21 protein-coding genes are annotated in these 24047 nt (G+C 71.4%); 9 read left to right on the top strand and 12 right to left on the bottom strand.

Features of this window, described 5'->3' with window-relative positions:
* Positions 1–61 precede the first annotated feature (61 nt).
* The gene (locus JIX56_RS19040) at positions 62–970 is read right to left on the bottom strand and encodes a glycosyltransferase family 2 protein (protein ID WP_257542251.1); all 909 of its coding nucleotides are present in this window, start codon (positions 968–970) and stop codon (positions 62–64) included.
* A 171-nt stretch (positions 971–1141) separates the two neighbouring features.
* Positions 1142–2359, bottom strand: a complete 1218-nt coding sequence (locus tag JIX56_RS19045) for an MFS transporter (protein ID WP_257542252.1) — start codon at positions 2357–2359, stop codon at positions 1142–1144.
* Positions 2360–2423: 64 nt separating this feature from the next.
* On the opposite strand from JIX56_RS19045, the gene JIX56_RS19050 reads away from it, so the two are divergent.
* The gene (locus tag JIX56_RS19050; protein WP_257542253.1) at positions 2424–2807 is read left to right on the top strand and encodes a MerR family transcriptional regulator; all 384 of its coding nucleotides are present in this window, start codon (positions 2424–2426) and stop codon (positions 2805–2807) included.
* An 11-nt stretch (positions 2808–2818) separates the two neighbouring features.
* Here JIX56_RS19050 and JIX56_RS19055 read toward each other — a convergent pair whose 3' ends face one another.
* Positions 2819–4219, bottom strand: a complete 1401-nt coding sequence (locus tag JIX56_RS19055) for a Tat pathway signal sequence domain protein (protein ID WP_257542254.1) — start codon at positions 4217–4219, stop codon at positions 2819–2821.
* A 571-nt stretch (positions 4220–4790) separates the two neighbouring features.
* Between JIX56_RS19055 and JIX56_RS19060 the strand changes: the two genes are divergently transcribed.
* The 6 genes from JIX56_RS19060 (at position 4791) to JIX56_RS19085 (ending at position 13211) form a co-directional block, all read left to right on the top strand.
* Positions 4791–7154, top strand: a complete 2364-nt coding sequence (locus tag JIX56_RS19060) for an ATP-binding SpoIIE family protein phosphatase (protein WP_257542255.1) — start codon at positions 4791–4793, stop codon at positions 7152–7154.
* A gap of 2 nt (positions 7155–7156) precedes the next feature.
* Positions 7157–8305, top strand: coding sequence for a LacI family DNA-binding transcriptional regulator (locus JIX56_RS19065; protein WP_257542256.1), 1149 nt, complete (start codon positions 7157–7159; stop codon positions 8303–8305).
* 79 nt (positions 8306–8384) lie between these two features.
* Entirely contained in the window at positions 8385–9626 is a 1242-nt protein-coding gene (locus JIX56_RS19070; RefSeq protein ID WP_257542257.1) for an ABC transporter substrate-binding protein, read from the top strand.
* Positions 9623–10675 (top strand): carbohydrate ABC transporter permease, encoded by a 1053-nt coding sequence (locus JIX56_RS19075; RefSeq protein WP_257542258.1) that lies wholly within the window; start codon positions 9623–9625, stop codon positions 10673–10675. The genes JIX56_RS19070 and JIX56_RS19075 overlap by 4 nt, the downstream gene beginning before the upstream one ends.
* Entirely contained in the window at positions 10672–11496 is an 825-nt protein-coding gene (locus tag JIX56_RS19080; RefSeq protein WP_257542259.1) for a carbohydrate ABC transporter permease, read from the top strand. Before JIX56_RS19075 ends, JIX56_RS19080 begins: the two co-directional genes overlap by 4 nt.
* Positions 11497–11690: 194 nt before the next feature.
* The gene (locus tag JIX56_RS19085; protein ID WP_257542260.1) at positions 11691–13211 is read left to right on the top strand and encodes a glycoside hydrolase family 6 protein; all 1521 of its coding nucleotides are present in this window, start codon (positions 11691–11693) and stop codon (positions 13209–13211) included.
* Positions 13212–13421: 210 nt separating this feature from the next.
* Here JIX56_RS19085 and JIX56_RS19090 read toward each other — a convergent pair whose 3' ends face one another.
* Both JIX56_RS19090 and JIX56_RS19095 read right to left on the bottom strand, forming a co-directional pair.
* On the bottom strand, positions 13422–13679 hold the full coding sequence (locus JIX56_RS19090; protein ID WP_257542261.1) for a hypothetical protein: 258 nt from the start codon (positions 13677–13679) through the stop codon (positions 13422–13424).
* Positions 13676–13981 (bottom strand): hypothetical protein, encoded by a 306-nt coding sequence (locus tag JIX56_RS19095; RefSeq protein WP_257542262.1) that lies wholly within the window; start codon positions 13979–13981, stop codon positions 13676–13678. Before JIX56_RS19095 ends, JIX56_RS19090 begins: the two co-directional genes overlap by 4 nt.
* 148 nt (positions 13982–14129) lie before the next feature.
* Here JIX56_RS19095 and JIX56_RS19100 point away from each other — a divergent pair, with 148 nt between their 5' ends.
* Complete coding sequence (locus tag JIX56_RS19100) at positions 14130–14378, top strand: GntR family transcriptional regulator (RefSeq protein WP_257542263.1); 249 nt, start codon at positions 14130–14132, stop codon at positions 14376–14378.
* 78 nt (positions 14379–14456) lie between these two features.
* Here JIX56_RS19100 and JIX56_RS19105 read toward each other — a convergent pair whose 3' ends face one another.
* The 3 genes from JIX56_RS19105 to JIX56_RS47655 form a co-directional block, all read right to left on the bottom strand.
* Entirely contained in the window at positions 14457–15440 is a 984-nt protein-coding gene (locus JIX56_RS19105; RefSeq protein WP_257542264.1) for a peptidoglycan-binding domain-containing protein, read from the bottom strand.
* Between the two features lie 27 nt (positions 15441–15467).
* Entirely contained in the window at positions 15468–16502 is a 1035-nt protein-coding gene (locus JIX56_RS19110) for a L,D-transpeptidase family protein (protein ID WP_257542265.1), read from the bottom strand.
* A 62-nt stretch (positions 16503–16564) separates the two neighbouring features.
* Positions 16565–17809 (bottom strand): GH25 family lysozyme, encoded by a 1245-nt coding sequence (locus tag JIX56_RS47655; RefSeq protein ID WP_306819861.1) that lies wholly within the window; start codon positions 17807–17809, stop codon positions 16565–16567.
* Between the two features lie 200 nt (positions 17810–18009).
* Between JIX56_RS47655 and JIX56_RS19130 the strand changes: the two genes are divergently transcribed.
* Entirely contained in the window at positions 18010–18867 is an 858-nt protein-coding gene (locus JIX56_RS19130; RefSeq protein ID WP_257542266.1) for a DUF2690 domain-containing protein, read from the top strand.
* 34 nt (positions 18868–18901) lie between these two features.
* Here JIX56_RS19130 and JIX56_RS19135 read toward each other — a convergent pair whose 3' ends face one another.
* From JIX56_RS19135 to JIX56_RS19150, 4 genes are all read right to left on the bottom strand, one after another.
* Positions 18902–19828: a peptidoglycan-binding protein gene (locus JIX56_RS19135; protein WP_257542267.1), complete on the bottom strand. Its 927-nt coding sequence runs from the start codon at positions 19826–19828 to the stop codon at positions 18902–18904.
* A gap of 157 nt (positions 19829–19985) precedes the next feature.
* Positions 19986–21239 (bottom strand): extracellular solute-binding protein, encoded by a 1254-nt coding sequence (locus JIX56_RS19140; RefSeq protein ID WP_257542268.1) that lies wholly within the window; start codon positions 21237–21239, stop codon positions 19986–19988.
* Entirely contained in the window at positions 21236–22258 is a 1023-nt protein-coding gene (locus JIX56_RS19145) for a hypothetical protein (RefSeq protein WP_257542269.1), read from the bottom strand. Before JIX56_RS19145 ends, JIX56_RS19140 begins: the two co-directional genes overlap by 4 nt.
* Before the next feature lie 322 nt (positions 22259–22580).
* Positions 22581–23975, bottom strand: coding sequence for a vWA domain-containing protein (locus JIX56_RS19150; RefSeq protein WP_257542270.1), 1395 nt, complete (start codon positions 23973–23975; stop codon positions 22581–22583).
* Between the last annotated feature and the right edge of the window lie 72 nt (positions 23976–24047).

The raw sequence follows: 24047 nt of genomic DNA on the forward strand, positions 1-24047 counted from the left end.
TGAGGTGGACGACCGGGGCACTCGTGTCGTGTGAGTCCTGCTCGCGGGACGGGCTTCCTGACTACAGGATCGGCGGCCGTCCCAGCGTCGTCAGCCGCCACACCGTCCGCCATCGCATGGGCCGGCGTTCGCCGCCCGACTCACGCCAGCCCTCCACGAAGCCGCCGAACCACGCCTTCAGGCCGCCCACCGAGCGCATCCGCAGCAGGGTGATGAGGACCCACACCCCCAGGTGCACGGGGATGAGCGGGAGCGGGAGGCGGCGGCGGGCGAGCCAGACGCGGTTGCGGGCGTTGACGCGGTAGTAGATGGCGTGCCGGGCGGGCGAGGTCTTCGGGTGCTGGAGGAGCAGTTCGGGGGCGTACAGCACGGTCCAGCCGGCGTCGACCGCCCGCCACGCCAGGTCGGTCTCCTCGTGCGCGAAGAAGAACTCGGCGGCCCAGTCGCCCGTCTCGCCGAGCATGGCCATGGAGAGGGCGTGCCCGCCGCCGAGGAACCCGGTGACCGGCCCGCCGCGCATCGGGTCCTTGGCGCCGACCCTCGGTACGTGCCGGCGCTGGGTCTCGCCGTGCTCGTCGGCGATCCGGAATCCGACGATGCCGAGGCGGGGGTCGGCGGCGTACAGGTCCCGTACGCGGCGCAGCACATCGGCGTCGACGAGCAGCCCGTCGTCGTCCAGTTCGACGACGACGTCCACGTCCCCGAACTCCCGCAGCCGTTCGAGGGCCACGTTCCGGCCGCCGGGGCAGCCGAGGTTCTCGTCCACCTCGACGAGGGTGACCTCGCCGGGCAGGCCGAGCCGCTCGGCGAACTCGGGCAGCGGACAGCCGTTCCCGACGACGACGATCCGCTCGGGGGCCACGTCCTGCTTGGCCACGGAGGCGAGCAGCGCGTCCACCTCGGCGGGCCGATTGCCCATCGTCACCACGGCGACAGCGACCCGAGGCCCGGCCTCCACGGCCTTCACCACGACACCAACCCCATCCCGTCCACGGACCGCCGACGACCACCAGCAGAACCGGCGACCGCTTGACGACTTCCCGTTTCCATCGATTGTTTACGGCCGGGATGCTAGCTGTTCATGTCCGAGCCTTCGCGCCGACTCCTCGCGTACGCCGGTTCTCCCCCCTGTGTACGGATCTCAGGAAGCCCCCGGCCGCCCCACCGGAAACCCGTGCGTACGGGCCGCGACCACGACCAGCAGCACCGGTACCAGCAGCGCGAGGACGCTCCAGGGGAACGAGGGCGGGCCGAGGGTGTCGAGGAGGAGGCCGCCCGCGGCGCCGCCTCCGGCCATGAAGGAGTTCCAGGTGGTGACCAGCAGGGCCTGGCCCCGGTCGCCGCCCGCGTCGTTCACGGCGGTCTGGAGGAGGGTGGCGACGCCGCCCCAGCCGAGCCCCCACAGAACCGTCGCGGCGTAGACGATCGCCGTGCTCGGGAACAGGGCGAGCAGGACCAGCAGCACCGCCGCCACGGTGAACAGGACCGTGCTCGCGAGGGTCAGGTGCCGCAGCCGGCGGTCGACGAGGGCGCCCGTGATCCAGATGCTCAGCAGGGAGGCGATGCCGAAGACCAGCAGGGCGGTGTCGCGGGAGCCGCCCATCTCGTACGTGTCCAGGAACGCGGCGATGTACGTGTAGAGGATGTTGTGGGCCAGGACGTAGGCCGCGACGACGAAGAGGACGGCGAGGACACCGGGCAGCCGCAGGGCCCGCAGGACCGGTTCGCGGTGTTCCGGGCGGCGGCCCGGCGCGTCGGGGACGGCGACGAGGATCCAGCCGAGCAGGGCGACGGAGACCAGCGCGACGAGGCCGAACGTCAGGCGCCAGCCGAAGAGGCCGCCGAGGAACGTGCCCAGCGGGATGCCCAGGGACAGGGCCAGCGGGATGCCCGCCATGGTGACGGCGATCGCCCGGCCCTGGAGGTGCGCGGGGGCCAGTCGGCGGGCGTAGCCGACGAGTTCGGCCCAGACCACGGCCGCGGCGACGCCCGCGACGACGCGGAACACCATGGTGAGCGCGTAGTCGGACGAGACGGCGGTGACCGTGTTGGCCACCGCGAAGGCCGCCACGGCCAGGAGCAGCAGCCGTTTGCGCCGCCAGGCCGCCGTGGCCACGACCACGGGGATCGCCGAGACGCCGGTCGCGATCGCGTAGACCGTCAGCGCCTGCCCCATCGCCGGCTGACCGACCGAGAGGTCCCGGGCCATCTCGGGCAGCACCCCGGCCGGCAGCGCCTCCGTGAGGATCCCCATGAAGGCCGCGAGGCACAGGGCCAGCAACGGTGACCAGGGGAGGCCGGGGGACGTCCGTACGGTGGCAGGTCGGCCAACTGCTTGCTGTGTATGCGAAGTTGACATGCCGCTATGCTCAAACCCTCACACAGATGTGAGGGTCAAGGCGGCACTGCATGAGGTGGCTCACATGCGCATCGGCGAACTCTCCGAGCGCACCGGCACGTCCCGTCGGCTGTTGCGCTATTACGAGCAGCAGGGGCTGATCACGTCCAGCCGCTGCGCGAACGGGTATCGCAGCTACGACGAGACCTCCGTGGACCGGGTCGCGCAGATCAGAGGTCTGCTCGACGCCGGACTGCCGACCCGGGTCATCAAGCAGATCCTCCCGTGCGTGGACTCACCGCGCGGCATCCACGTCTCCGACGCCACCCCGGAGACGATCGCCACCCTGGAGCGGGAGCGGGACAGTATGTCCGACCGCATCGAGTGCCTGATCCGCAACCGGGACGCCATCTGCGGCTACCTCGACGCCGTACGGGGCGGCGGCCCGCACCCACCCCGTACGACATAGCCACGTCGGCGTCAGGCCCGCAGCGGGTTCGCCCGTACCGCCGCCATCAGGTACCAGGCCGTCGCGCCCGTGTGCCGGTACGGGTAGTAGCCGAAGCCGAAGCCCGTGTCGAGGGGGCTGCTGGCCGAGACGATGCCGGAGCGTTCGGGGAGGACTCGGCCGCCGACGGTCTGGGCGGTGCCGAGGAGGTCCTGGGCGCGTTCGAGGGAGTCGAGGAGCCGCCGAGCGCGCGTCTCGTCACCCCGTGCGCCCCGGTCGCGCAGGGCGAGCGCGAGGTGGGCGGTGCCCTCGAACCAGACGCCGTTGCGGTCGGGCCTGGGCTGGAACTCGGCGATGGGCGCGTCCTCGTTCGCGAGGAGACTCGCGGAGCTGAAGGTGACGCCCTCGTACGACTGCCCGGCCGGCACCGTGCTGTTGCGGCGCTCGGCGTGGTCGAGGACGGCGAGTTCGGTGGCCGCCCAGTCCAGGGAGCGGGAGTAGCGGCCGGAGTCGAGGGCGAGGTGCGTCCAGGTCTGGGTGTCCTCGGGGATGGGCGACTTGTTGACGGTCACCCCGTCGTTGCTGCCGGTGTAGAAGAAGCCGCCGCCCGACGAGCCCTCCGACGGCTCCCACATCCGCTTCACGAAGGCCTCGGCCCGCGTGCGCCGCTCCCACCACACCCGGTCGCCGGTGAGCCGGGCGAGCCGTCCGAACAGGCAGATCAGGTCGGTGTTGTGCTCGGTCGAGGTGAACGGCAGCTTCTCGTTCGCCCCGTTCACGCCGAACTTGTAGCCGCCGAGGGGCTCGTCGGTACGGCCGGTCCGCTCGATCCACTCCCCGATCCGCACCGCGGCGGCGAGGAAGCGCCGGGCCCCGGTCCGCCGGGCCAGCGCGCCCAGCGCGATCCCCGCCCAGGCCATGTCCCCCACGGCTGTCCCCGTGAAGCCGAACTGGGTGCCGACGTTGGCCGTACCGTCCGCCCGGACGAACCCGTCCGGCTGCGGCACCCCGTCGAAGAAGACGTACGGCCCGACGTTGTACGCCTGGCGCAGCCGGCCGTCGTCGTACGCCGGGTCGTGCTCCTGGGCGTAGAGCAGCGCGTCCCCGAGCGTGACCGCCCTGGCCTGCGCGTCGGCCGTGCGCACGGCGAGGTGGGCGAGGATCGCGAGCGCGTTGTCGTACGTGAAGGCCGTGCTGAACAGGCCCGCCTGGTCGGTGTAGCTCTGGGCGAGCCGGATGTCGCCGTGGTCGGGGTAGGCGTCCATGGCGGCGGCGAGGAAGGCCTGTCCGCGCCGGACGGCCGAGCCCCCGGCCGCTCGGGGCGCCGCGTGGGCCGGGCCGGAGCCGAGGGCGGTGAGCGCCGCCGCGGCGCCGGCGGCGGTGCCGAGGAGCCTGCGGCGGCTGAACGCCGGGCCTTGTCGTCTGCCGGTCATGGGTCTCCCTTGTCAGTGCGGGGCGGGGCACGAGGGCGCACCTGGATTCTGAGAGCGCTCTCCCACGGGGGCGCGCTCATTGTGCTGGGGCTCCTGGGGCGGGTCAACGCCCCTGGTTCCCAAGTCAATTGGACACCCGAGCCACCTGCGGCAGAGGAGGCGGGGTAACGCCGGCGTCCCGCGCACCTTGTGGGTGCGCGGGACGCCTTCCGGGATCCAGGGCCCCCGGTACGCGGACTCCGCCACGCGGACCCCGGCCCCCGGATCCCGTACACCGCGAGGTCAGTCCTCCACGACGCTGACCTCGCGGTCGTTCAGCGGCTGCGTCGGCCGGTTGCTCTTCGCTGATCGTGGGGCTCGGCGACCTACTGGGTGCCGAACACCACTGTTCGATGCGGTCGAACAGCGCGGGGACAAGCGAGGGACAGGGCGGAGCCAGGCAAGGTAAGAGCGCGTACAAGATTCGGTTCGCGGCTCCTCACACCCCCACGGCGAGTCCGACTTGTCCGTTTCTGACGCAGCGCGCAGGCTGAGGTCTATGAGTGACACGTCCGGCGCGAATTGAGCGGGAATGGATACAGCAAGGCCGGTTTCCGAACAGGCATCCGGTCGCTACGCGTATGCGGCCGAATCCGCCACGGCCACCGTCAGCCCCCAGGGCCTCGTCACGGGCTGGAGCGAGGGGGCTCGACGGCTGCTGGGATACGACGCCCCGGAGGTGGTGGGGCGGCCGGCGGGCGAGTTGCTCGACGCGTACGACGTGCGGGACGGCCGCTGGGAGCGGGGCGGACATGCCACTGCGGTGCTCCGGCACCGGGAGGGTCACCTGGTCCGGCTGACGCTGCGCTGGTCGCCCTCCCTGGGCGCCGAGGGGGAGGTGCGGGCCTACGTCGTCACCGCCGCCGAGGCGGGTGCCGGCCGGCCGATGGTGGAGTGGTCGCACAGGCAGTCGCCGCTGGCCATGGCGACGTTCACCAGGGGGCCGGACGGGTGGCGGCTGGACCCGGCCCTCTCGGGGGATCCGCCCGGGGAGGCGGCCGAGGAGGGGTTTCTGCGGCTCGTCCAGCAGGTGGCGGACGAGGAGAGGCCGATGCGCTACGAGCGCACCACCCCGGGCCCGTTCTCCTCGCGGCAGCAGGCCTGGATCACCGAGATGTGGCCGGTCAGGGAGCCCGCGACCGGTGAGGTGTGCGGCGTCGGCACGGCGACGTTCGACAGCAGTGAGGAGCACTGGGCCCGGCAGCGGCTGGCGCTGCTGAACGAGGCCGGCAGCCGTATCGGCAGCACCCTGAACGTGACCCGCACGGCCCAGGAGCTGGCGGATCTGGCGGTCCCCCGGCTCGCCGACTTCGTCAGCGTGGATCTGCTCGACTCGGTGTTGCGCGGCCAGGAGCCGGCGCCGGGGCCGCTCCCCACCACGGTCGCGCTGCGCCGGGCGGCCCACCAGTCGACGCACGAGGGCGTGCCCGAGGCGGCCGTGCCGCTCGGCGGGCTCGACTCCTACCCCCCGTACTCCCCGCCCGCGCGGGCGCTGACCTCGGGGAAACCGCTGCTCAGCGGGGTCGACGACCCCGACTACCTACGGTGGATCGCCCAGGACGGGACCCGGATGGAGCGCGTACGGAGGTTCGGGTTCCACTCGATCATGGCCGTGCCGCTGCGGGCCCGGGGGATCACGCTCGGGGTGGCGTTCTTCGCCCGCCGCAACGGTTCGAAGCCCTTCGAGCCGGACGACTTGGTGCTCGCCGAGGAACTCGCGGGCCGGGCGGCCGTCGGCGTGGACAACGCGCGCCGGTACACCCTCGAACGCGGCAACGCGCTCACCCTCCAGCGCAGCCTGCTCCCGCGCGACCTGCCCAGGCAGGCGGCGGTCGAGGTGGCGTACCGCTATCTGCCGGCCGGTTCGGGGGCGGGCGTCGGCGGCGACTGGTTCGACGTGGTCCCCCTCTCCGGCACCCGGGTCGCCCTGGTCGTCGGCGACGTCGTCGGGCACGGGCTGCACGCCTCCGCGACGATGGGCCGGCTGCGCACGGCGGTCCGTACGCTCGCCGACGTCGACCTGCCGCCGGACGAGCTCCTCACCCACCTCGACGACCTCGTCACCCACCTCACCTACGACGACGAGCGCGTCCCCGAGGACCTGGAGATGCCGTCCGCCGCCGAGATCGGCGCGACATGCCTGTACGCCGTGTACGACCCGGTCTCACGGGTCTGCACGCTCGCCAGCGCCGGCCACCCGCCGCCCGCCGTGCTCTACCCCGACGGCACGGTCCGCGTGATCCAGCTCTCGCCGGGTCCGCTGCTGGGGGTCGGTGGTCTGCCGTTCGAGGCGACGGAGCTGGAACTGCCCGAGGGCAGTCTGCTCGCGTTCTACACCGACGGGCTGGTCGAGGCCCGTGACCACGACATCGGCGCGGGCGTGGACCGGCTCTGCCAGACGCTCGCCTCCCCCGTCCCGTCCCTGGAGCACACCTGCGACGCCGTGCTCAAGGCGCTGCTGCCCGAGACCCCCTCCGACGATGTGGCGCTGCTCCTCGCCCGCACCCGTGCCCTGCACACGGACCAGGTCGCCGCGTGGTCCGTGCCGTCCGATCCGGCGATCGTCGCGGACGCCCGCGCGCAGGCGTCGCGGCAGCTGGCGGTGTGGGGCCTGCAGGAGGCGGCGTTCGTCACGGAACTGGTGGTGAGCGAACTGGTCACCAACGCCATCCGCTACGGCGCCGTCCCCATCGGCCTCCGTCTCATCCGCGACCGCACCCTCATCTGCGAGGTCTCCGACGCCAGCAGCACGGCTCCCCATCTGCGCCGCGCCCGCGCCTACGACGAGGGCGGCCGCGGCCTCCACATGGTCGCCCAGCTCACCCAGGGCTGGGGCACCCGCCAGACCTCCACCGGCAAGACCATCTGGGCCGAACAACCCCTCCCGGCCAACTGACGATGACCCCCCGAGCCCCGGCCCTCACCCCGAGCCCGCCCGAGACCACACCGGGTACGGGGGCAGCCGAGTACGGCCTGCGTCGTGGGGCGGGTCCCGCGTCCGCTCCGGGCGGCACCTCCTCCTCCGCCGGCACCCCCACCTCCCCCACGGCCTCCACCGACGCCTCCCCCTCCCCCACGGCCCCCGCCATCGCCCCGACCGACACCCGCGCCCTCGGTCTCGTCTATCCACCCGCCGGGCGGAACCGTGACTACACCGGTATGCAGCTCGCGTTCATCGGTGGGGTGGCCGAGGCGGCGACGGCCTACGACTACGACGTGTTGCTGTCGCCCGCGGACCAGGCCGGGGACGTGTCGTTCCGGCGGATGGTGGACGGGGGGCGGGTGGACGGGGTGATCGTGATGGAGATCAAGTTGGAGGACGACCGGGTGGAGTACCTGACGCGGACCGGGTTCCCGTTCGTGACGATCGGGCGGAACAGCAGGGCCGAGGAGACGGGCTGGGTCGACCTGGACTTCGCGGGGCTCGCCCGGGGCTGCGTGTACCACCTCGCCGACCTGGGCCACCGCAGGATCGCCTTCGTCAACCGGTCCGAGCAGCTGTTCCGGAGCGGCTACGGCTTCGCCCACCTCGGCCTGGAGGGCTACACCAAGGCCATGGCGGAGCAGGTCCTCACCCCGCACGCGTACCTCTGCGACGACGAGGTCACCGCCGGCGAGGCGGTCCTGGAACAGATCCTGCGGGACGACCCGGCGACCACCTCCCTCGTCACCATGAACGAGGCGGCGCTGGAGGGCCTCTACCGCGGCCTGCTCCGGCACGGCCGCAACGTCCCGCGCGACTTCTCCGTCGTCGGCGTCGCCGCCGGCCACTGGGCGGAACGGGTGAACCCGCAGCTCACCGCCGCCGAGATCCCCGCCAAGGAGATGAGCCGGGTGGCCGTCGACCTGATCATGCGCCGCCTCACCTCCCCCGACGCACCACCCCGGCACGTCCTCCTCAAACCCCTGATCTCCCTCCGGGACAGCACCGGCCCCTGCCGTCCGGTCCCCGGCTCGGAGCCCGAACAGGAATTCCCGGACCTCGACCAGTTCCCCGACCTGCCGGACTTCCCGGATCTCCCGGACCCTCCGGGTTCCGGCTTCTGAGACCCGGCTGCTGAGCCCTACGCCCTCCAAGCCCCCCCTCCACACCCCCTAACCCCCCACACCCCCTAGGGAGCACAGCATGTCCCACCCCGTCGACCGCCGTGGTTTCCTGCGTGCCGCCGGTGCGGGCGCGGCCGGCCTCGGTCTCGGTTCCGCGCTGGCCGGCTGCGGCTCGGACAAGCAGAGCGGCACGGTCACCCTCACCTGGTGGGACTACTTCACCCTGGACAACTTCCAGGCCGCCTTCACCCGGCTGATCAAGGACATCGAGGCCCAGGTCCCGGGCGTACGCATCGAACGCCGTACGTTCCCCTTCGCCGACCTCGAACGGCAGATCACCCTGGGCGCGGTCTCCGGCGACCTCCCGGACATCGCGATCGTCGACAACGTGTCCATGAACACGCTCGCGGGCAGCGGCCTGCTGGCGGACCTCACCGAGCGGGTCGAGGACTGGGGTCAGGCGGACCAGTACTACAAGGGCCCCTGGGACGGCTGTCAGGTCGACGGCAAGAGCCTCGGCATCCCCAACAACAGCAACTGCCTCGCCCTCTACTACAACACCCGGATGCTCGACTCCGCCGGTGTGAAGCCCCCGACCACCTGGGACCAGCTCGCGGACGCGGCCCAGCGGCTGACCAGCGGGGAGCGGTTCGGGCTCGCCATGAGCGCGATCAGAACGGAGGAGGGCGTGTTCCAGTTCCTGCCGTTCCTGTGGCAGGCCGGCGGCGACCTGGACACCTTCGCGACGGACGGCGCGACCGCGCTCGCCTTCCTCGACGACCTCGTCGCCAAGGGCTCGCTGTCCGAGCAGTGCGTGGGCTGGACACAGCAGGACGTCAACACCCGGTTCGTCAACGGGCGGGCCGCGATGCAGATCAACGGCCCGTGGCAGCTGCCGACCATCAAGAAGACGGACGTGGAGTTCGGCGTCGTGGCGCTGCCCCGCGACAAGGAGGCGGCGACCTGTCTGGGCGGCGAGAACTGGGTGGTGATGGCGAGCAGCGACCACCAGGACAAGGCCTGGCAGGTCCTGGAGTACACCCAGCGGCCCTCGGTCCTGGTGCCGTTCCTGGTGGGGCTCGGCAACCTCCCCGCCCGCAAGGACCTCGCGGACACCGGCACCTGGGCCTCCGACCCGGCCCTCCGTCTCTTCCTCAGCCAGCTCCCGGTGGCCCGCCCCCGCCAGTACGGCCCGGGCTACGCCGACGCCGCCCAGGCCGTCGCCGAGGCCGAGCAGTCCGTCCTCACCGGCACGAGTTCGCCTTCAGCCGTGGCGAGGTCGGCCGCCCCGAAGATCGACAGGGCACTGGAGGAGAGGTGAAAGGAGACCGACCCGGCCTTTTCGGAGAAACGGCGCGGCGCTCCCGTCGCGGCTCCTCCGGCTCGGCCGGCCGGCGAGCGCGGCCCGGCTCCTCCGGCTGGGCGGGAGGACGAGGAGGAGGGCGCGGACGAGGGCGTCCCGGTCCTCGCCGTACGGCCTCTCCCTCCGCCCGCCGAAGACGCGCCGGCTACCTCTTCTCCCTCCCCGGCCTGGTCTTCCTGGCGCTCGTCCTGGCATACCCGCTGCTCTACAACGTGTGGACGTCCGTGCACGACGTACGCCTGACCGAACTCCTCGGCGGGTCATCGCCGTTCGTGGGCCTCGACAACTACCGGACCACCCTCGACGACCCGGACTTCTGGCACGCCGTACGGCTCTCGCTGGTCTTCACGGCGGGCTCGCTGCTGTTCCAGTTCACGATCGGCTTCGCGCTGGCCCTGCTCTTCGCGCGGCCGTTCCCCTTCAACGGCCTGCTCCGCTCCCTGCTGCTGGTGGCCTGGCTGCTGCCCCCGGTGGTCAGCGGCACCCTCTTCCGCTGGATGCTCGACCAGGACGCCGGCGCCTACAACGCGCTGCTCCGCGCGGTCGGCCCGGACTCCCTCGCCCACGACTGGCTGATCGACCCCGGCACCGCCCTGGCCGGCGTGATCTTCGCCAACGTCTGGGTGGGCGTGCCCTTCAACATGCTGCTGCTCCTGGTCGGCCTGCACACCATCGACCCGGAGCTCCACGAGGCCGCCGCACTGGACGGCGCGAACGCCTGGCAGCGGTTCCGCTGGATCACCGTCCCGCTGATGCGCCCGGTCTCGGTGACGGTCCTGCTACTGGGCCTCGTCTACACGTTCAAGGTCTTCGACCTCGTCTTCGTGATGACGGGCGGCGGCCCCGTCGACGCCACCAGCGTGCTGTCCCTCTACGTCTACGAGATCTTCTTCAAGTTCTTCCGCTTCGGCGAGGGCGCGGCGGCCGGCCTGCTCCTGCTGCTCGTACCGCTGCTGGCGGGCGCGTGGTACGTACGCCGGTTGCGCGGGGAGGGGGAGGCCGCGTGAGGCCCCGTAGACCGTGGCTGTTCACCACCGGCGCCACCCTCCTCACCGCCGCGTTCCTCCTCCCGGTCTACTGGATGGTCAACACCAGCCTCACCAGGCCGGACCGCATCCTCGCCGAGACCCCGCGGTGGATCCCCGCCCCGCCCACCACGGAGAACTACACGACCGCGCTCTCCGACGACGCCCTCCTCCGGGCCCTCCTCAACAGCGTGGTGATCTCCTGCGGGGTGGTCGCGCTGACCCTGCTCCTCGGGGTCCCCCTCGCCTACGCCCTCGCCCGCATCCGGATGCGCGGCTCGGGAACGATGGTGTTCGCCCTGCTCATCGCCCAACTCCCGCCCACCATCGTGCTGGCGGCCCCGCTGTTCATCCTGGAGCGCCGGGCGGGGATCGACGACACGTACCTCGGTCTGATCGCCGCCGACACCACCCTCACGCTCCCCTTCGCTGTGATCGTGCTGCGGCCCGTACTGCGGAGTGTGCCGAGGGAGTTGGAGGAGGCGGCCCTGGTCGACGGCTGCGGACCGGTGGGCGTACTGCTACGGGTGGTTCTGCCGATCATGGCCCCCGGTCTGGTCGCCGTCGCCGGACTCTCCTTCCTCATCGCCTGGGGCGAGTTCGTCTTCGGCCTCACCCTCGTCTCCGAACCCGACGTCCAGCCCGTCACCGTCCTCCTCAACGCCTTCGTCGGCACCCACGGCACCGCGTGGGGCGCCCTGATGGCCACCGCCACGGTCATCAGCATCCCGGTGGTCTGCGTCTTCGCCGCGTTCCAGCGGTTCATCGTGGGCGGGCTGGCGGCGGGGACGGTCAAGGGCTGACGCCGACCGCGTTGCGGAATGTGCCGCACCTCATACGAGGGGGCCCTCTGGGCTCTTGATCCAGCCGTACCGCTGTCATGAGAGTGGGGGCCGTGGGCTTGATGATGACCAAGCGCACGGGGGGATTATCAAGTACTCCCTTCTCCCTGTTCGGCCCGCCCGGTGCGAGCCGACGGAACGAGGATGTCCGAATCATGCGCGTGATATCGCGGCCGTTTCCGGCTGCCGCCGCCCCAGTCCTGGCCGCCGCCCTGCTGGGGGCCGTTGTCCCGTCGGCGGGTCCGGTGACGGCGGTCCAGGCCGCCCCGGCCGCTGCTTCCGCCACCTACGGCGAGCTGGCGGAGAACGGAACCTTCGCGTCCGGCACCACCGGCTGGTGGAACTCCGCGAACGCCTCCATGGCCCCCGTCGACGGAACACTGCGGGCCTCCGTCGGCGCCGGGACGGTCAACCCATGGGACGCGGTGATCGGGCAGGACGACATCGAGCTGCGCGCGGGGGTGGCGTACACCCTGTCCTTCGACGCCAGGTCCTCGGTGCCGGCGAGCATCCGGGCAACCGTTCAGATGGGTGCCGACCCCTTCACCGCGCCGTTGGACAAGACCATCGGCCTGGGGACCGCCTCCCAGCACTTCAGCTGGACGTTCACCTCCGGCGTGCAGGCCGCCGGGCAGATCACCTTCCAGCTCGGCGGCCAACAGGCAGCGACCGACGTCGTGTTCGACAACGTCTCGCTCACCACCTCCACCGCCCGCGAGGGCTTCTACAACGACCCGGTGAACAACGCGGCGACCTGGGTGCAAGCGAACCGGGCCGACCCGCGCGCCACGAAGATCGACGCGGCGATAGCCGGCCACAACACGGTGAAGTGGTACGGCGACTGGGACGCCGACGGCAACAGCGCGACCGACATCGAGGCCGAGGTGAGCAACTACGTCGGCGCGGCGGCCGCGAAGGGGCAGTTGCCGGTGGTGGTCGCCTACAACATTCCCGGCCGTGACTGCGGCGGAGCATCCTCGGGCGGCGCCGGCTCCTCGGAGCTGTACAAGGCGTGGATCGAGAAGTTCGCCCGGGGCATCGGCCGACGCCCGGCGATCGTGATCCTGGAGCCTGACGCGGTCGCCCAGGCCGCCGACGAAACCTGCATGAAGGGCGGCACGGAGGAACGTTTCGACATGCTCTGGTACGCCAACCAGCGCTTCCAGGAGCAGGGCGAGTTCGTCCAGACCTATCTGGACGCGGGCAACGCCGCCTGGACGCTCGGCGACACCGGCACCGGCGGCACGGGGATCGGTCTGGAGAAAATGGCCTACCTGCTCAACCGCTCCGGAGTCTCGCTCTCCGGCGGTGTCTCGGTCAACGTCTCCAACTTCGATTCCACCGACGTCTCCAACGACTACGGCCGCCGTCTGGCCGCCCGTATCCAGGCCGATTACGGCGTCACCGTCCAGTGGGTCGTCGACACCGCCCGCAACGGCAACGGCGGTTATGTGGTGCCCGGTTCGCCGATCAGCGGCCATGTCGGCTTCTGCAACCCGGCCGACCGCAAACTCGGGGTGACCTCCCGAGCCGGTGAGGGTGGCGCCGAGTACCTGCTGTGGATCAAGAACCCGGGTGACTCGGACGGCGACGACCCGGCCAACTGCCCGGCGGGCTCCCCGCCGGCCGGCAGGTTCTCGCCGGCGCTGGCCGAGGCACTGATCGACGGCAACTGAGTGGCATCGGCGTCGACCCATCGGACCTGGGCGTGCTTCCGCGGCTCGCGGTTCTCGGGTTCGCGGGCTGATACCCCAGACGTGCCACGTGGAGCCGAAGCCGCGTAGCGGGTGGGAGCCGCAGGACGCGCTGGCGCCCCCGGTGCCCAGGAGGAGTCCTGGGCGCCGGAGTCACTACTCCATGTCCCACGACGGGGTGCCGCTACGCCATCACTGCCTGTCCGCCGCCATGATGCCCACGCACTCTTCGAGCGCGGCGTGCAAGGTCGGTACGAACGCGGCGAGTTCGGTGTCCGACGCCTTCCCCGCTTCCAGTACGGCCCCCACGACCGTCACGAGGACAGCGGCGGCCTTCAGGGCGTGCGTGTCGGCCAACTCCTCAAGCAATCCGCCGGGGCGCGTGACCGCGAACGCCTCCTTGCCGGTGGCCGGGTCGACGCCGAGGCTGCGGAGCGGTGTCGGGCTCATACGGCGGCCTCCCACGGGCAGTAGTCCTGACCCAGGGACGCGAGGACCGCCGCACGGCGCCGCTCTCGCTGAAGGCGCCGACGCCGCTCTTGTTCGTCACGCTTGCGCTCCCATACGACGACGTACGGGCGGACGAGGGGCATACCGTCGGCGGCGATGACGTCCAGGAGCGGACACGGGGGTGCGGGCCTGTACGTGGGAGCGGGCCGAAGGGAGGTGGAGGGCGGTGGGGGTGCGGCGGCACGGTGCGCTCCGCGAGGAGGCAGGAAGAGGCTCTGGATCGCGGCCAGTAGGGTGCGCATAGGTCGACTCCAGTTCAGTCGGCTCAGGCCCCGATGAGGAAGTAGCCGCTTCCCTCGGGGCCGTTCTGTGTTCGGAGCCGATGGTACCCGTGGATAACCGCAGATAACCACGGATGCGCAGAATGCCGTAGCCAACCACGCTGGAGTTATGGAGCTTGACCGCACGCGGCCTCTGTGGCGGCAGATTGCAGTGGAGATCATCCGGCGCATCAAGGACGGCACGTATCCGCCGGGAAGCCGTGTGCCCTCCACTCTGGAGATCGCTCAAGAGTTCGGCGTGGTGAACGCGACGGCGGCGAAGGCCATGCGGCATGTGCGGGAACAGGGCTGGACGCGTGGCGAAGTCGGGCTGGGGACCTTCGTCACCGACCCCCTGCCGGCCTCCCCCGAACCGTGAGCGCCGAGGGCCCCTCGGTAAAGGCCAGGCCACCAACCGCGTGACCTGGCCTTCAGCCGGAATCGGGGAACTACGGGATCAGTAGTACGTGATGTCCCAGTGGTTCGCCCAGTTCTCGTCGGCGTAGTCGATGACCGTCTTGCCGCCGGAGGTCACCCGCCACACCCAGGCACCGTCACCGCGCTTGTGGTGCTTCTTGGAGTGCTTCTGGATGTAGGTGGTGACGCACGCGGTGCGGCTGACGTCGACCTTGTAGCCGTTCCAGTGGCTGTAGGTGCCGCCGGCGTGGCCGACCTCCGTACCGCCGGTGATGACGACCTTGCAGCCGCTGTTCTTCTTCAGGGCGATCACACCGTCGATCGTGCCGACCCGGATGTCCTGGAGGCTCGTGCAGTTCTTGCGGTTGCGGTCGGTGCAGTTGCCGGAGGAGGTGCGGGTGATGCCCGCGGCCTTCAGCCGGGCCGCGGCCTGGGCGTCGCTGAGCTTGCCGCCGCCCGGGTTGCCGCCTCCGCCGCCTCCGCCGTTCACCAGCCGGGCCCAGGTGTTGGGGCCCACGACACCGTCCGCCGCCAGCCCCTTCGCCTTCTGGAACGCCCTGACCTTCTCCGCCGTCGCCGGACCGAACGCGCCGTCGGCCGACACCGCGAAGCCGTTGTCGGAGAGCTGGCGCTGCGCCGCCTTCACGGCAGGCCCCTTGGCGCCCTGCTTCACCGTCATGACGAGCTTCGACCAGGTGTTGGGACCGACCACACCGTCCGCGGCCAGCCCCCTCGACTTCTGGAACTGCTTCACCTTCGCGGCCGTACCCGACCCGAAGATCCCGTCCGCCCCGGTGGCGTACCCCCGGGCCGTCAGCAGGAGCTGAACGGTCTCTACATCCACGCCCCGCTGACCGGACTTCACCACCGGCCACGACGCCTGAGCCACCACACGGGCCGACTGGGACACCGGCTCAGCCGTCGCGGCCGGAGCGGTCGCCGTGACACCGGCCGCCAGGGCCGTGGCGAGGAGGGCGGTGGAGACGAGGTGACGCCGCTTCGACTTCTGTGTTGCGGTGAACATGATGTGCGTTCCTTTCCTGTCAGCGGGTCAGCTGATGACCTGAAGGGACTTCGGCCAACCCACCTTGTCGAGCACGTTGAACAGGTGCTGGATCTCAGTGGGCCGGATCTTGATGCAGCCCAAGGATTCGAAGTCGACCGGGTTGCTGTCGGTCCACCGCTCGCGCTCGATGCTGCCCTGGGTGCCGTTGATGGTCATCTCGCTGTGGACGAACAGCTCGGTGCGTTCCGTACCGTTGGCGCACTTCATGTTCTCCAGCTCGATCGCGTACCCCCTGATCACCTTGCCGGGGTGACGCTTGGTGTGCCCCTTGATGTCGTAAGTGCCGTTGGGCAGCCAGCCCCGGCTCTTGGCACATTCGTCCTTGTTGTTGTCCCTGCCGGATCCCGCGCGGTAGCTGGCGATCGTCTTGCCGCCGCGGACCACGGAGAGCCGTGAATTCGTCTGGTCCGACTGGTTCTTGTCGAACACCAGCTGGACGGCACCGCCGGGGTTGCCGCCTCCGCCGCCACCGCCGTTCACCAGCCGGGCCCAGGTGTTGGGACCCACGACACCGTCCGCCGCCAGCCCCTTCGCCTTCTGGAACGCCCTGACCTTCTCCGCCGTCGCCGGACCGAACGCGCCGTCGGCCGACACCGCGAAGCCGTTGTCGGAGAGCTGGCGCTGCGCCGCCTTCACCGCCGGGCTCTTGACGCCCGACTTCACCGTCATGACCAGCTTCGACCAGGTGTTGGGGCCCACCACACCGTCAGCCGCCAGCCCCCTCGACTTCTGGAACTGCTTCACCTTCGCGGCCGTACCCGACCCGAAGATCCCGTCCGCCCCGGTGGGGTAACCCCGGGCCGTCAGCAGCAACTGAACGGTCTCCACGTCGACACCCCGCTGACCGGACTTCACGATCGGCCACGACGCCTGAGCCACCACACCGGCCGACTGGGACACCGGCTCAGCGGTGGCCGCCCCGGCCGGAGCCGTCGCCGTGACACCGGCCAGGAGGGCGGCGGCGACGAGGGTGACGGAGGCCAGGTGACGCCGGTTCTGCTTCTGTGTTGCGGTACGCATGAGGATGATCCCCTTCGTTGTTTTCGTTGTTGTGGAACCGCGTCCCGGTGGGACGGCGGTGGTCAGTGGTGGGAGACGAGGGCGGCCCAGGTGTGGGGCCCCGCGATGCCGTCGGCCGTGAGGCGGGCGGTCTTCTGGAACGCCTTGAGCTTCGCGGCGGTGTCCGGGCCGTGGACGCCGTCGGCGGTGACGGGGTGGCCGTTGTCGGTGAGCTGCCGCTGAAGCGCCTTCACGGCAGGCCCCTTGGCGCCCGGCTTCACCGTGACGATGAGTTCGTCCCAGGTGTGGGGGCCGACGACACCGTCCGCGGTGAGCCCCTCGGCCCGCTGGAAGGCCTTGACGTTGGCGGCCGTACCCGACCCGAAGACGCCGTCGGCCGAGGTGGTGTAGCCCCGCTCGGTCAGCAGGAGCTGAACGGTCGCCACGTCGACGCCCCGCTGGCCGGACTTCACGACCGGCCAGGACGCGGGCGGCTGCGGCATCGGGGTGCCGCCCAGGTTGGCCATGGCGCGCAGCTGGGCGAGGGTGCCCCGGAAGACGTTGCGGTCGCCGGTGCCGACAGTGCCGTTCTTGCCCGGCAGGCCCGGGATCGCCTCCGACTCGGTGTACTGCCAGAAGGACCAGGCACCCGCCCCCGGCACGGGCTGCGGCTCGTTCGCCCCGCTGCCGTAGCGGGCGAGCCACAGCGGATAGCCCTTGAAGACCTCTCCCTTGCCGCCCATGCACTCCCGCACGAACGAGGCTCGTGTGTAGACGACGGGCGTCACCCCGAACGCCGACTTCACCCGCTTCAGGAAGACCCCGAGCTGGTCGGAGCGCAGTGCCTCGGGGCACACCTCCTTCTTGTCCACCCACACCTTCTCGACGTCCAGGACGGGCGGCAGCTCCCCGGCTCTGGTCCCGGTGTATCCGGTGGCGCGTGCGGTACGGATGAAGTGATCCGCCTGCGCGGCACCGTCCTTCGTGCTCTTCGGGTCGAAGAAGTGGTACGGCGCCCGCAGCAGCGAGGTGGCGGAGGCGGCCTTGAAGTCCCGCGCGAACCACGGGTCCTTGTTGGTGGTGCCCTGAGTCGCCTTGAGGAAGGCGAAGTGGTTGTTCCGGGCGACACGTTTCCAGTCGATGTCCCGGCCCGTCGCGTCGTGGTTGTGATGGCTGGTGTCGACGCCCTTCACCGCGTACGAACCCGGGGGCGCCGCGGCGCTGCCGGGGGCGCCGGCCAGCAGCGCGGCGCAGGTGAGGGAGGCGGTCGCGGCAGCCGCCGCCATACGGCGCGGGCCACCGGCACGGCGGAGTGCGTACGTGGGCACAGCGGATCTCCTTCGGACAGGTCGAAACGGCGTGCGGAAAGAGGAGGTCGCACGACCAGGTGGAGGGATGGCTCAACCATGCCCCGGCATTTCCGACCGGCTCTACACTTCCGAGCAGTCAGCTGATTCATGCACGCATCACACCCTATGCACGCCTCTGAGCTGCGACGATGCATGGGGTCACAGGGGGAATGCATCAAATGGGCGCTCCGCGGGACGCACACGAGAACGCAGCCGGCCTCGAACTCGCGCGGTTACTGAGGAGTTGGTGGGAGGAGGACCCGGGAAACATCACCCAGCAGGCACTGGCCCGGCGGCTCACCGAACGGGACGTCAGGATCAGCCAGGAGATGCTGTCCCGCTATCTCCACCGGACCACGCCGAGGCTCGCCCGCCCTGATGTCATCCGGACGATGCACGAGTTACTCGGCCGGGCCCCCGAGGAACTCACCAAGGCCCTGGCCCTCCACGCGGCCGCGAGGACCGGCGAGAGTCCGGTGCCCGGTCCCCGCTCGGTTCACACCCCCACCGTACGGACGAAGCGGTGGCCGTGGATCGCCGTCGCCGCACTCACCGCCGCCGTGGCCGCCGGCCTCACCGCCGCGTGGACACTCGGAAGCGAGGAGGATCCCGGCAGCGGCGAACAGCCCACGGCCTCCGCCCTCTCCTCCAGCCCCTCCCCTTCCCCATCTCGCGCCTTGACGAAGTGCCGGGGCGAGTCCTGCTACGGCATCGACCCCCAGCACTCCACCTGCCGGGAGGACGCCGCCACGTACTACAGGGGCGGCACGGAGGGCATGGTCGTCGAGCTTCGGTTCAGCCCGGCCTGCCAGGCCGCCTGGGCGAAGATGAGCGGCACCTCGCAGGGCGACGTGGTCAGGGTCAAGAACAAGAAGGGGGACACCCGGCACTACACCCAGCAGTGGGGCTACGACGCCCACACGACCATGGTCGAAGCCCTCAACCCCGACGGCGTCCAGGCCTGTGCCGTCCTCACCGGCGGCACCGTCTGCGCCACGACGCCCGCCGACCTCGGCGCCACCCGAAGCCCCGGCTGAGACCGCCCCGGGCAGGTGAGGGCGCGCGAACGGTTCAGGGCGACGGGGAGCCACCGTCCGGCGGCTGGGCGTCCATCAAGGCGCGCCAGGTCGCCGCGTCGGCCTCGCCGGTCACCGGCAACCCGTGGTCTTCCTGGAAGGCGGAGAGGTTCGCCACTGTCGCTCTGGTGAACCTGCCGGTGACGTCCGTGGGCCGCCCGGCGCGGTCGAGCAGTTCCTGGATCGCCTTGACCGCGTCACCGTCGACACGGGTGTCGACCCGTACCAGCACCGGCCAGGTCCTCTCGCCGACCTTGCCGTCGGAGGTCAGGCCGTGCTCGCTCTGGAACGCCTTGACGGCGGCCTTGGTCTTCGGCCCGAATATCCCGTCGACGTCCACTTCGTGGTCCTGAGCGACAAGCAAGTGCTGCACGGTCCGGGCCCTCCAGCCCCGGGCACCCTCCTGGACCAGCTGCCAATCCACCGCGGGGACCGGCGTCGACGTTCCCGTGGGCGACGGTTCGACCGGATCGGGGCGCGAAGCCGCCCACCACACACCCGAGCCCACGAGAAGAACCACGGACGCCACCGCGACGACCCGCCACACGGTAGCCCGCCGGAACCAGGCGACGAGACGAGCGAGCAGGCCCTTTTCGGGGTCCGGGGCGCCCCCGGGGACAGATGCGCTCTTCAACGCGGCCTGCAGCTCTCGGGCCCGCTCCAGCTCCTCGCCCGGCGCCTCCAAGTGCCTGTGCAGCAGCTCGATCACCGGTACGGGCGCATGGGGGCGACGATGGGGATTCAGATACCGGGACAGGGTGGCCTGGGCGACCCCCACCTTCCGCGCCAGCGCCACCTGGGGCGGTTTCCCGGCCTGCTCCCACCACCGCCTGAGCATCTGCGCGAGAGCCACCTCCGGCGGCTGCTCCCCCGGCTCCCCCGGCCCGCCCCGCTCGCCCCGCTCGCCCTGCGATCCGCTCACTGTCCCGTGCCCTGATCCATCCCGCGCGCAATCGCCGTCGACCACATCAACTCGCTTGCGCACAATGCTAGTTGGCCCCAGGGATCTTCGTACGCAACGCACTCACAGCTACCAAGGATCCCCGTAACCCCCACTCCCCCCTCACGGAGCGAACCCCTCACCCCGTACTGCACACCGTCTGCGGTGCCGTATCCCTGGGCGGTTGCGCGTCCTGCACCTTCTGTACGTCGGTGAGGAGTCCCGGCAGGTCGAGGTCCTCCCCGGCGGCGGCCCTCGCGATGGTCAGCAGGACGGCCTCGTAGAAGGCGTCGCGTACGGCGGGGGCCATGACGTCGGAGGCGTCGAGGCAGCGGGGGCCCGTGCCGGTGAGCCGTTCGGCGATCTCGCGCTCGGCCGCGCCGCCCTGTGGCCGCACCCGGCGATTCGCCGAGAAGACGTCCGCGGAGTCGGCCCACTTCTGCTGGCCCTCCCGGGAGGCCAGCCGTTCGATCAGGTCACGGGCCTGCGGGCGGTCGCTGAACAGCGCGGCGAAGTCGCCGGTCACCTCGTGGGCCCGGACCCGGTAGGGGCCGCCGGGCAGCAGGGGGGCGGAGTCCATCAGGTCCGCCCGCTGCCGCTCGTCCCGGTAGAAGGAGCGGGCGAAGGAGCCCTGGTGCTCCAGGGCACACCCGTCCGGGCCGTCGAACAGCAGCCCGTACGCGTCGGGGTCACCGCGGTGATCGGTGAGCAGGGCGCGCCCGGCCGCCTCCTTGTCCTGCCGGAGCAGACCGGCCCATGCCTCCCACGCGGTGCGCACCGGCGCCCCGGTCCACGTGACCTCGCCCGCGCCCAGCGCCCACTTCCCGTAGGTGTCGGGGCCCTCGCGTTGCAGTACGAGGTCCTCGATCCAGTCGCTGCCCGGCCAGCCGGAGGCGCCGTCGTCCCCCATGCCGATACACCAACTCCTCAGCTTCGCTGGTGAGTTCGCGGGCCTGTCGCCCTCGCGGTACCAGACGATGCTCTTCAGGTCCGCCTTGACCGGGACCCAGTACGTGTCGTGCGAGGGCGTGCTCTGCGACTTCCAGGGGGAGCCGTACTCCTCCTCCGCGTAGAGGCCGTCCAGGGATTTGAGGCGCTTCTGGGCGGCGTACTCGGCGAGTTCACCGACGCCCGGCATGATCGCGATGTCCGGGGGCTCCCCCGACTGCACCTTGGACAGCAGCACCTCGCGCTGGGCGGCGGTGCCCTGGTACTCGAAGGGGATGCCGAAGCCCCGCAGCACGTTCTCGAACTGCTCGCCCTGGTCGTCGGTCCACGGCCCGAGGATGGTCACCGGCTCGTCGTCCCGCTGCGTCCAGACCGCCACCAGGCCGCCGGCGGAGACCATCAGCAGCGCCACGAGCAGCACCAGCATCTTGAACCGGCGGGTCACCGTCGCCTCCAGTAGTCGCTGTCGAGCCGGAGACCGAGCCCCACCGCGGGCAGGACGGCGAGCAGCAGGCCGCCGATCAGGGTGCCCTGGTACACCCGGTCGGTCCAGGTGTCGTCGGCCAGGACCCGCCGGACGTCCTCGGACTTCTCCGTGACGGTCTGCTGGGCCACGGCCAGTTCCGGGCCGCAGCAGCGTTTCCGGGAGACCTCGGTGATCTGCCGCAGGTCCCCGGCCACGCGGTCGAGGTCGTCCTGCGCGGATTCCATCGTCAGCGGCGGGACGACCGCGAGCAGCGCGGTGAGGGCGAGGGCCGCGAGCAGATACGGGTTCCAGTCGCGGCCGCAGCGGTCGCGCAGCACGGACAGCGCGGAGAGCAGGGTCAGTGCCAGGGCCGCCAGGGCGAGTTCGGCGAGCCACCAGCCGCCGCGCTGCAACCGCCCCTCGGTGGCGGTGGCCTCGGCGTGCTTCATCTGGACCCGCTGCATGTCGTCCAGGCGGGGTACGAGTCCCACGCCCGGGCGGATGAGCAGCGAGCGCGCCTCGGCCAGTTTCTGGTCGCGCATGAGCGGCTGGTCCCGGTACATGGCCGTACCGAGGTTGAGGGAGTTGCTGTAGGTGGCGAGCAGCCCGTTGACGGTGCCGAGGTCCTGGTCCGTCCGTTCCGCGATCCTGGACAGTCCCTGGTCGGCGGCGGAGAGCTGGGCCCGGTAGGTCTCGCCCGAGCCCGCGACGTCGACGAGTTCCAGCTCCCCCAGGACCCGGGCCTCCCGGTCGGCGCGCAGCACCGCGAGCCGGGTGGCGGCCAGGCCCTGCACCGCCGGCGCCTCCCGCGACGCGAGGTCCTCGGCACCGACCTGGATCTGACGGCAGGAGAGGAACAGGGTGCCCGCCGCCACGAGCGCGCACACCGTCAGGACCAGCAGATGCGCCTCCAGCAGCCGGCGGGTCCGCCAGGGGCTCAGGCGCTTGCGCCAGAAGGCGCCCGGGGAGTATCGGGAGGCGGCGCGTCCGGTCGTCACCGGGTTCCTCCGAGGATGCCTCGGCCTTCAGGCCGGGGAGGAATCGGGCTCCTGCGGAGCAGGGCATGAAGCGGGACTTCGCCTCCAGAGCGAAACACCGTCCACCTGACCGGGACCGGGCAAATTGTACGTCGTGCGTTGCGAGAACCAAGCGCGTACACCGTGTTGATCGAGAGCCAAGACAGCACATGCACCTCCCAGCTTTGCCGTATCAGACCGGGCTGGTTTCAACCCGGCTGGTGTTGATCGTGGAAGACCGGTCGGGTCGCTGACCCGCAGGCAGCGTGAGCCAGAAATCCCTCTGCTTCAGCCGGGGGAGGATTCAAAGCAGCTTCTCCCCGCAGGCGATGCAGTAACGGGCCTCGCTCCCGGCCCGGGTGGCGCAGTGGGCGCAGCGCGGGCCCGGCAGCGGACCGGCGGTGTCCGTCAGGGGCAAGGGGCGGGAGCCGGCGCGCAGGATCATCGAGCCGAGCGTGTCGGCCTCGACGGCGGGGCGCAGCCTGACCCGGCCCGCGGCCGCGTCCTCGATGTCGGCGACCGCGCGGATCTCGTCCAGCACCCAGTCCAGGCCGAAGTGCACCGCCAGGCGTGCGGCCTGCCCCAAGTAGGTCTCGGCGGCGGCCCGTTGGCCCTCCCGGAGCGCGACGAGTCCCCGGCGTAAAGCGTCCCGCATCACGGTGGTCGCCTCGGTCACGCTGCCGCCGCCCGCCGGAACGTCGGGCGGCGGCTGCTCGGGGCGGTGCCAGCGGGCGATGACGGACGCGTGGACATCGCCTATGGAGACCATGGCGAACTGCAGTGGGGTCTCCAGCGGGTCGGCGTCGGCGTCCGCGACGAGGGTGAGCAGGTAGTCGCGTCTGCCCTGCTCCCACTGGTAGGTCGGAAAGCTCCAGCGGTGCGGCCGGCCGGGCTGGGGCAGCCCGCCGAGGCGGTGCGGCCGGGGCGCCTTCTCGTTCAGCGCGACCTGGCGCACCGAGGGCCGCACGGTCACCTCGATCGGCAGTTGGGGCGTGTGCACCCGGCGCAGCCGCCGGACGGCGGCGGTGATCGCCCGGCCGAGGCCGTCGTCCACGAACTCGGCGGTGCCGTGCAGCCGTTCGGCGAGGGTCAGCAGGGGGTCGGGGGGCCAGTCGGCGCCGACGGCGAGCACATCGCAGGTGAAGTGCCCGGCGCAGGCGTCCAGTTCCTCCTCGAGACGGGTCTCGCCGGGGGCGCTGCTGCCGTCGGTGATCAGCAGCAGATGGCGTACGGACAGCGGGCGGGCGGCGAGCAGGGCGCGTGATCGGGCCGCCCAGGCGGCGTACCCGGCGGGGCGTGGACCGTCCCGGTGCAGCGGGAGCGCGCCCGCGGCGAAGGCGGCCCGGCGCTTCTCGGTCCGGTCGGCGACGGCCCACTCGGCGTCGCCTCCCGGATAGCACCGGACGGGTTCGGGGCCGCCGCCGAGCACGGTGAAGGAGATGCCGTCGGGCAGGGCACGCAGGGCGGCGGGCAGGGCGTGCCGGACGGCGGCCCGAAGGGGCTCGGCGACGTCCACCGCGATGATCACGGCGAGTTCGATCGCGGGCAGTTCGGCGGGAGGGCCTCCGGCGGTCACGTCGACCCGCAGGTGCGCCTCGATCTTCGCGCTCCGATGCGGACGCAGATCACCGCCGAGGTCGACGTTCAGCCGGATGTCCGGCCGCGCCGGCCGGGTGGGGCCACTCATGCGGCTGCTCATGTCGTGCGTCACCGTTCCTTCCCCGTCGTCACCGTCCGGACCGCGCGTCGTGCCGTCCGGACTGTCACTGCC

Source organism: Streptomyces sp. CA-210063 (genome assembly GCF_024612015.1).
GTDB lineage: Bacteria > Actinomycetota > Actinomycetes > Streptomycetales > Streptomycetaceae > Streptomyces.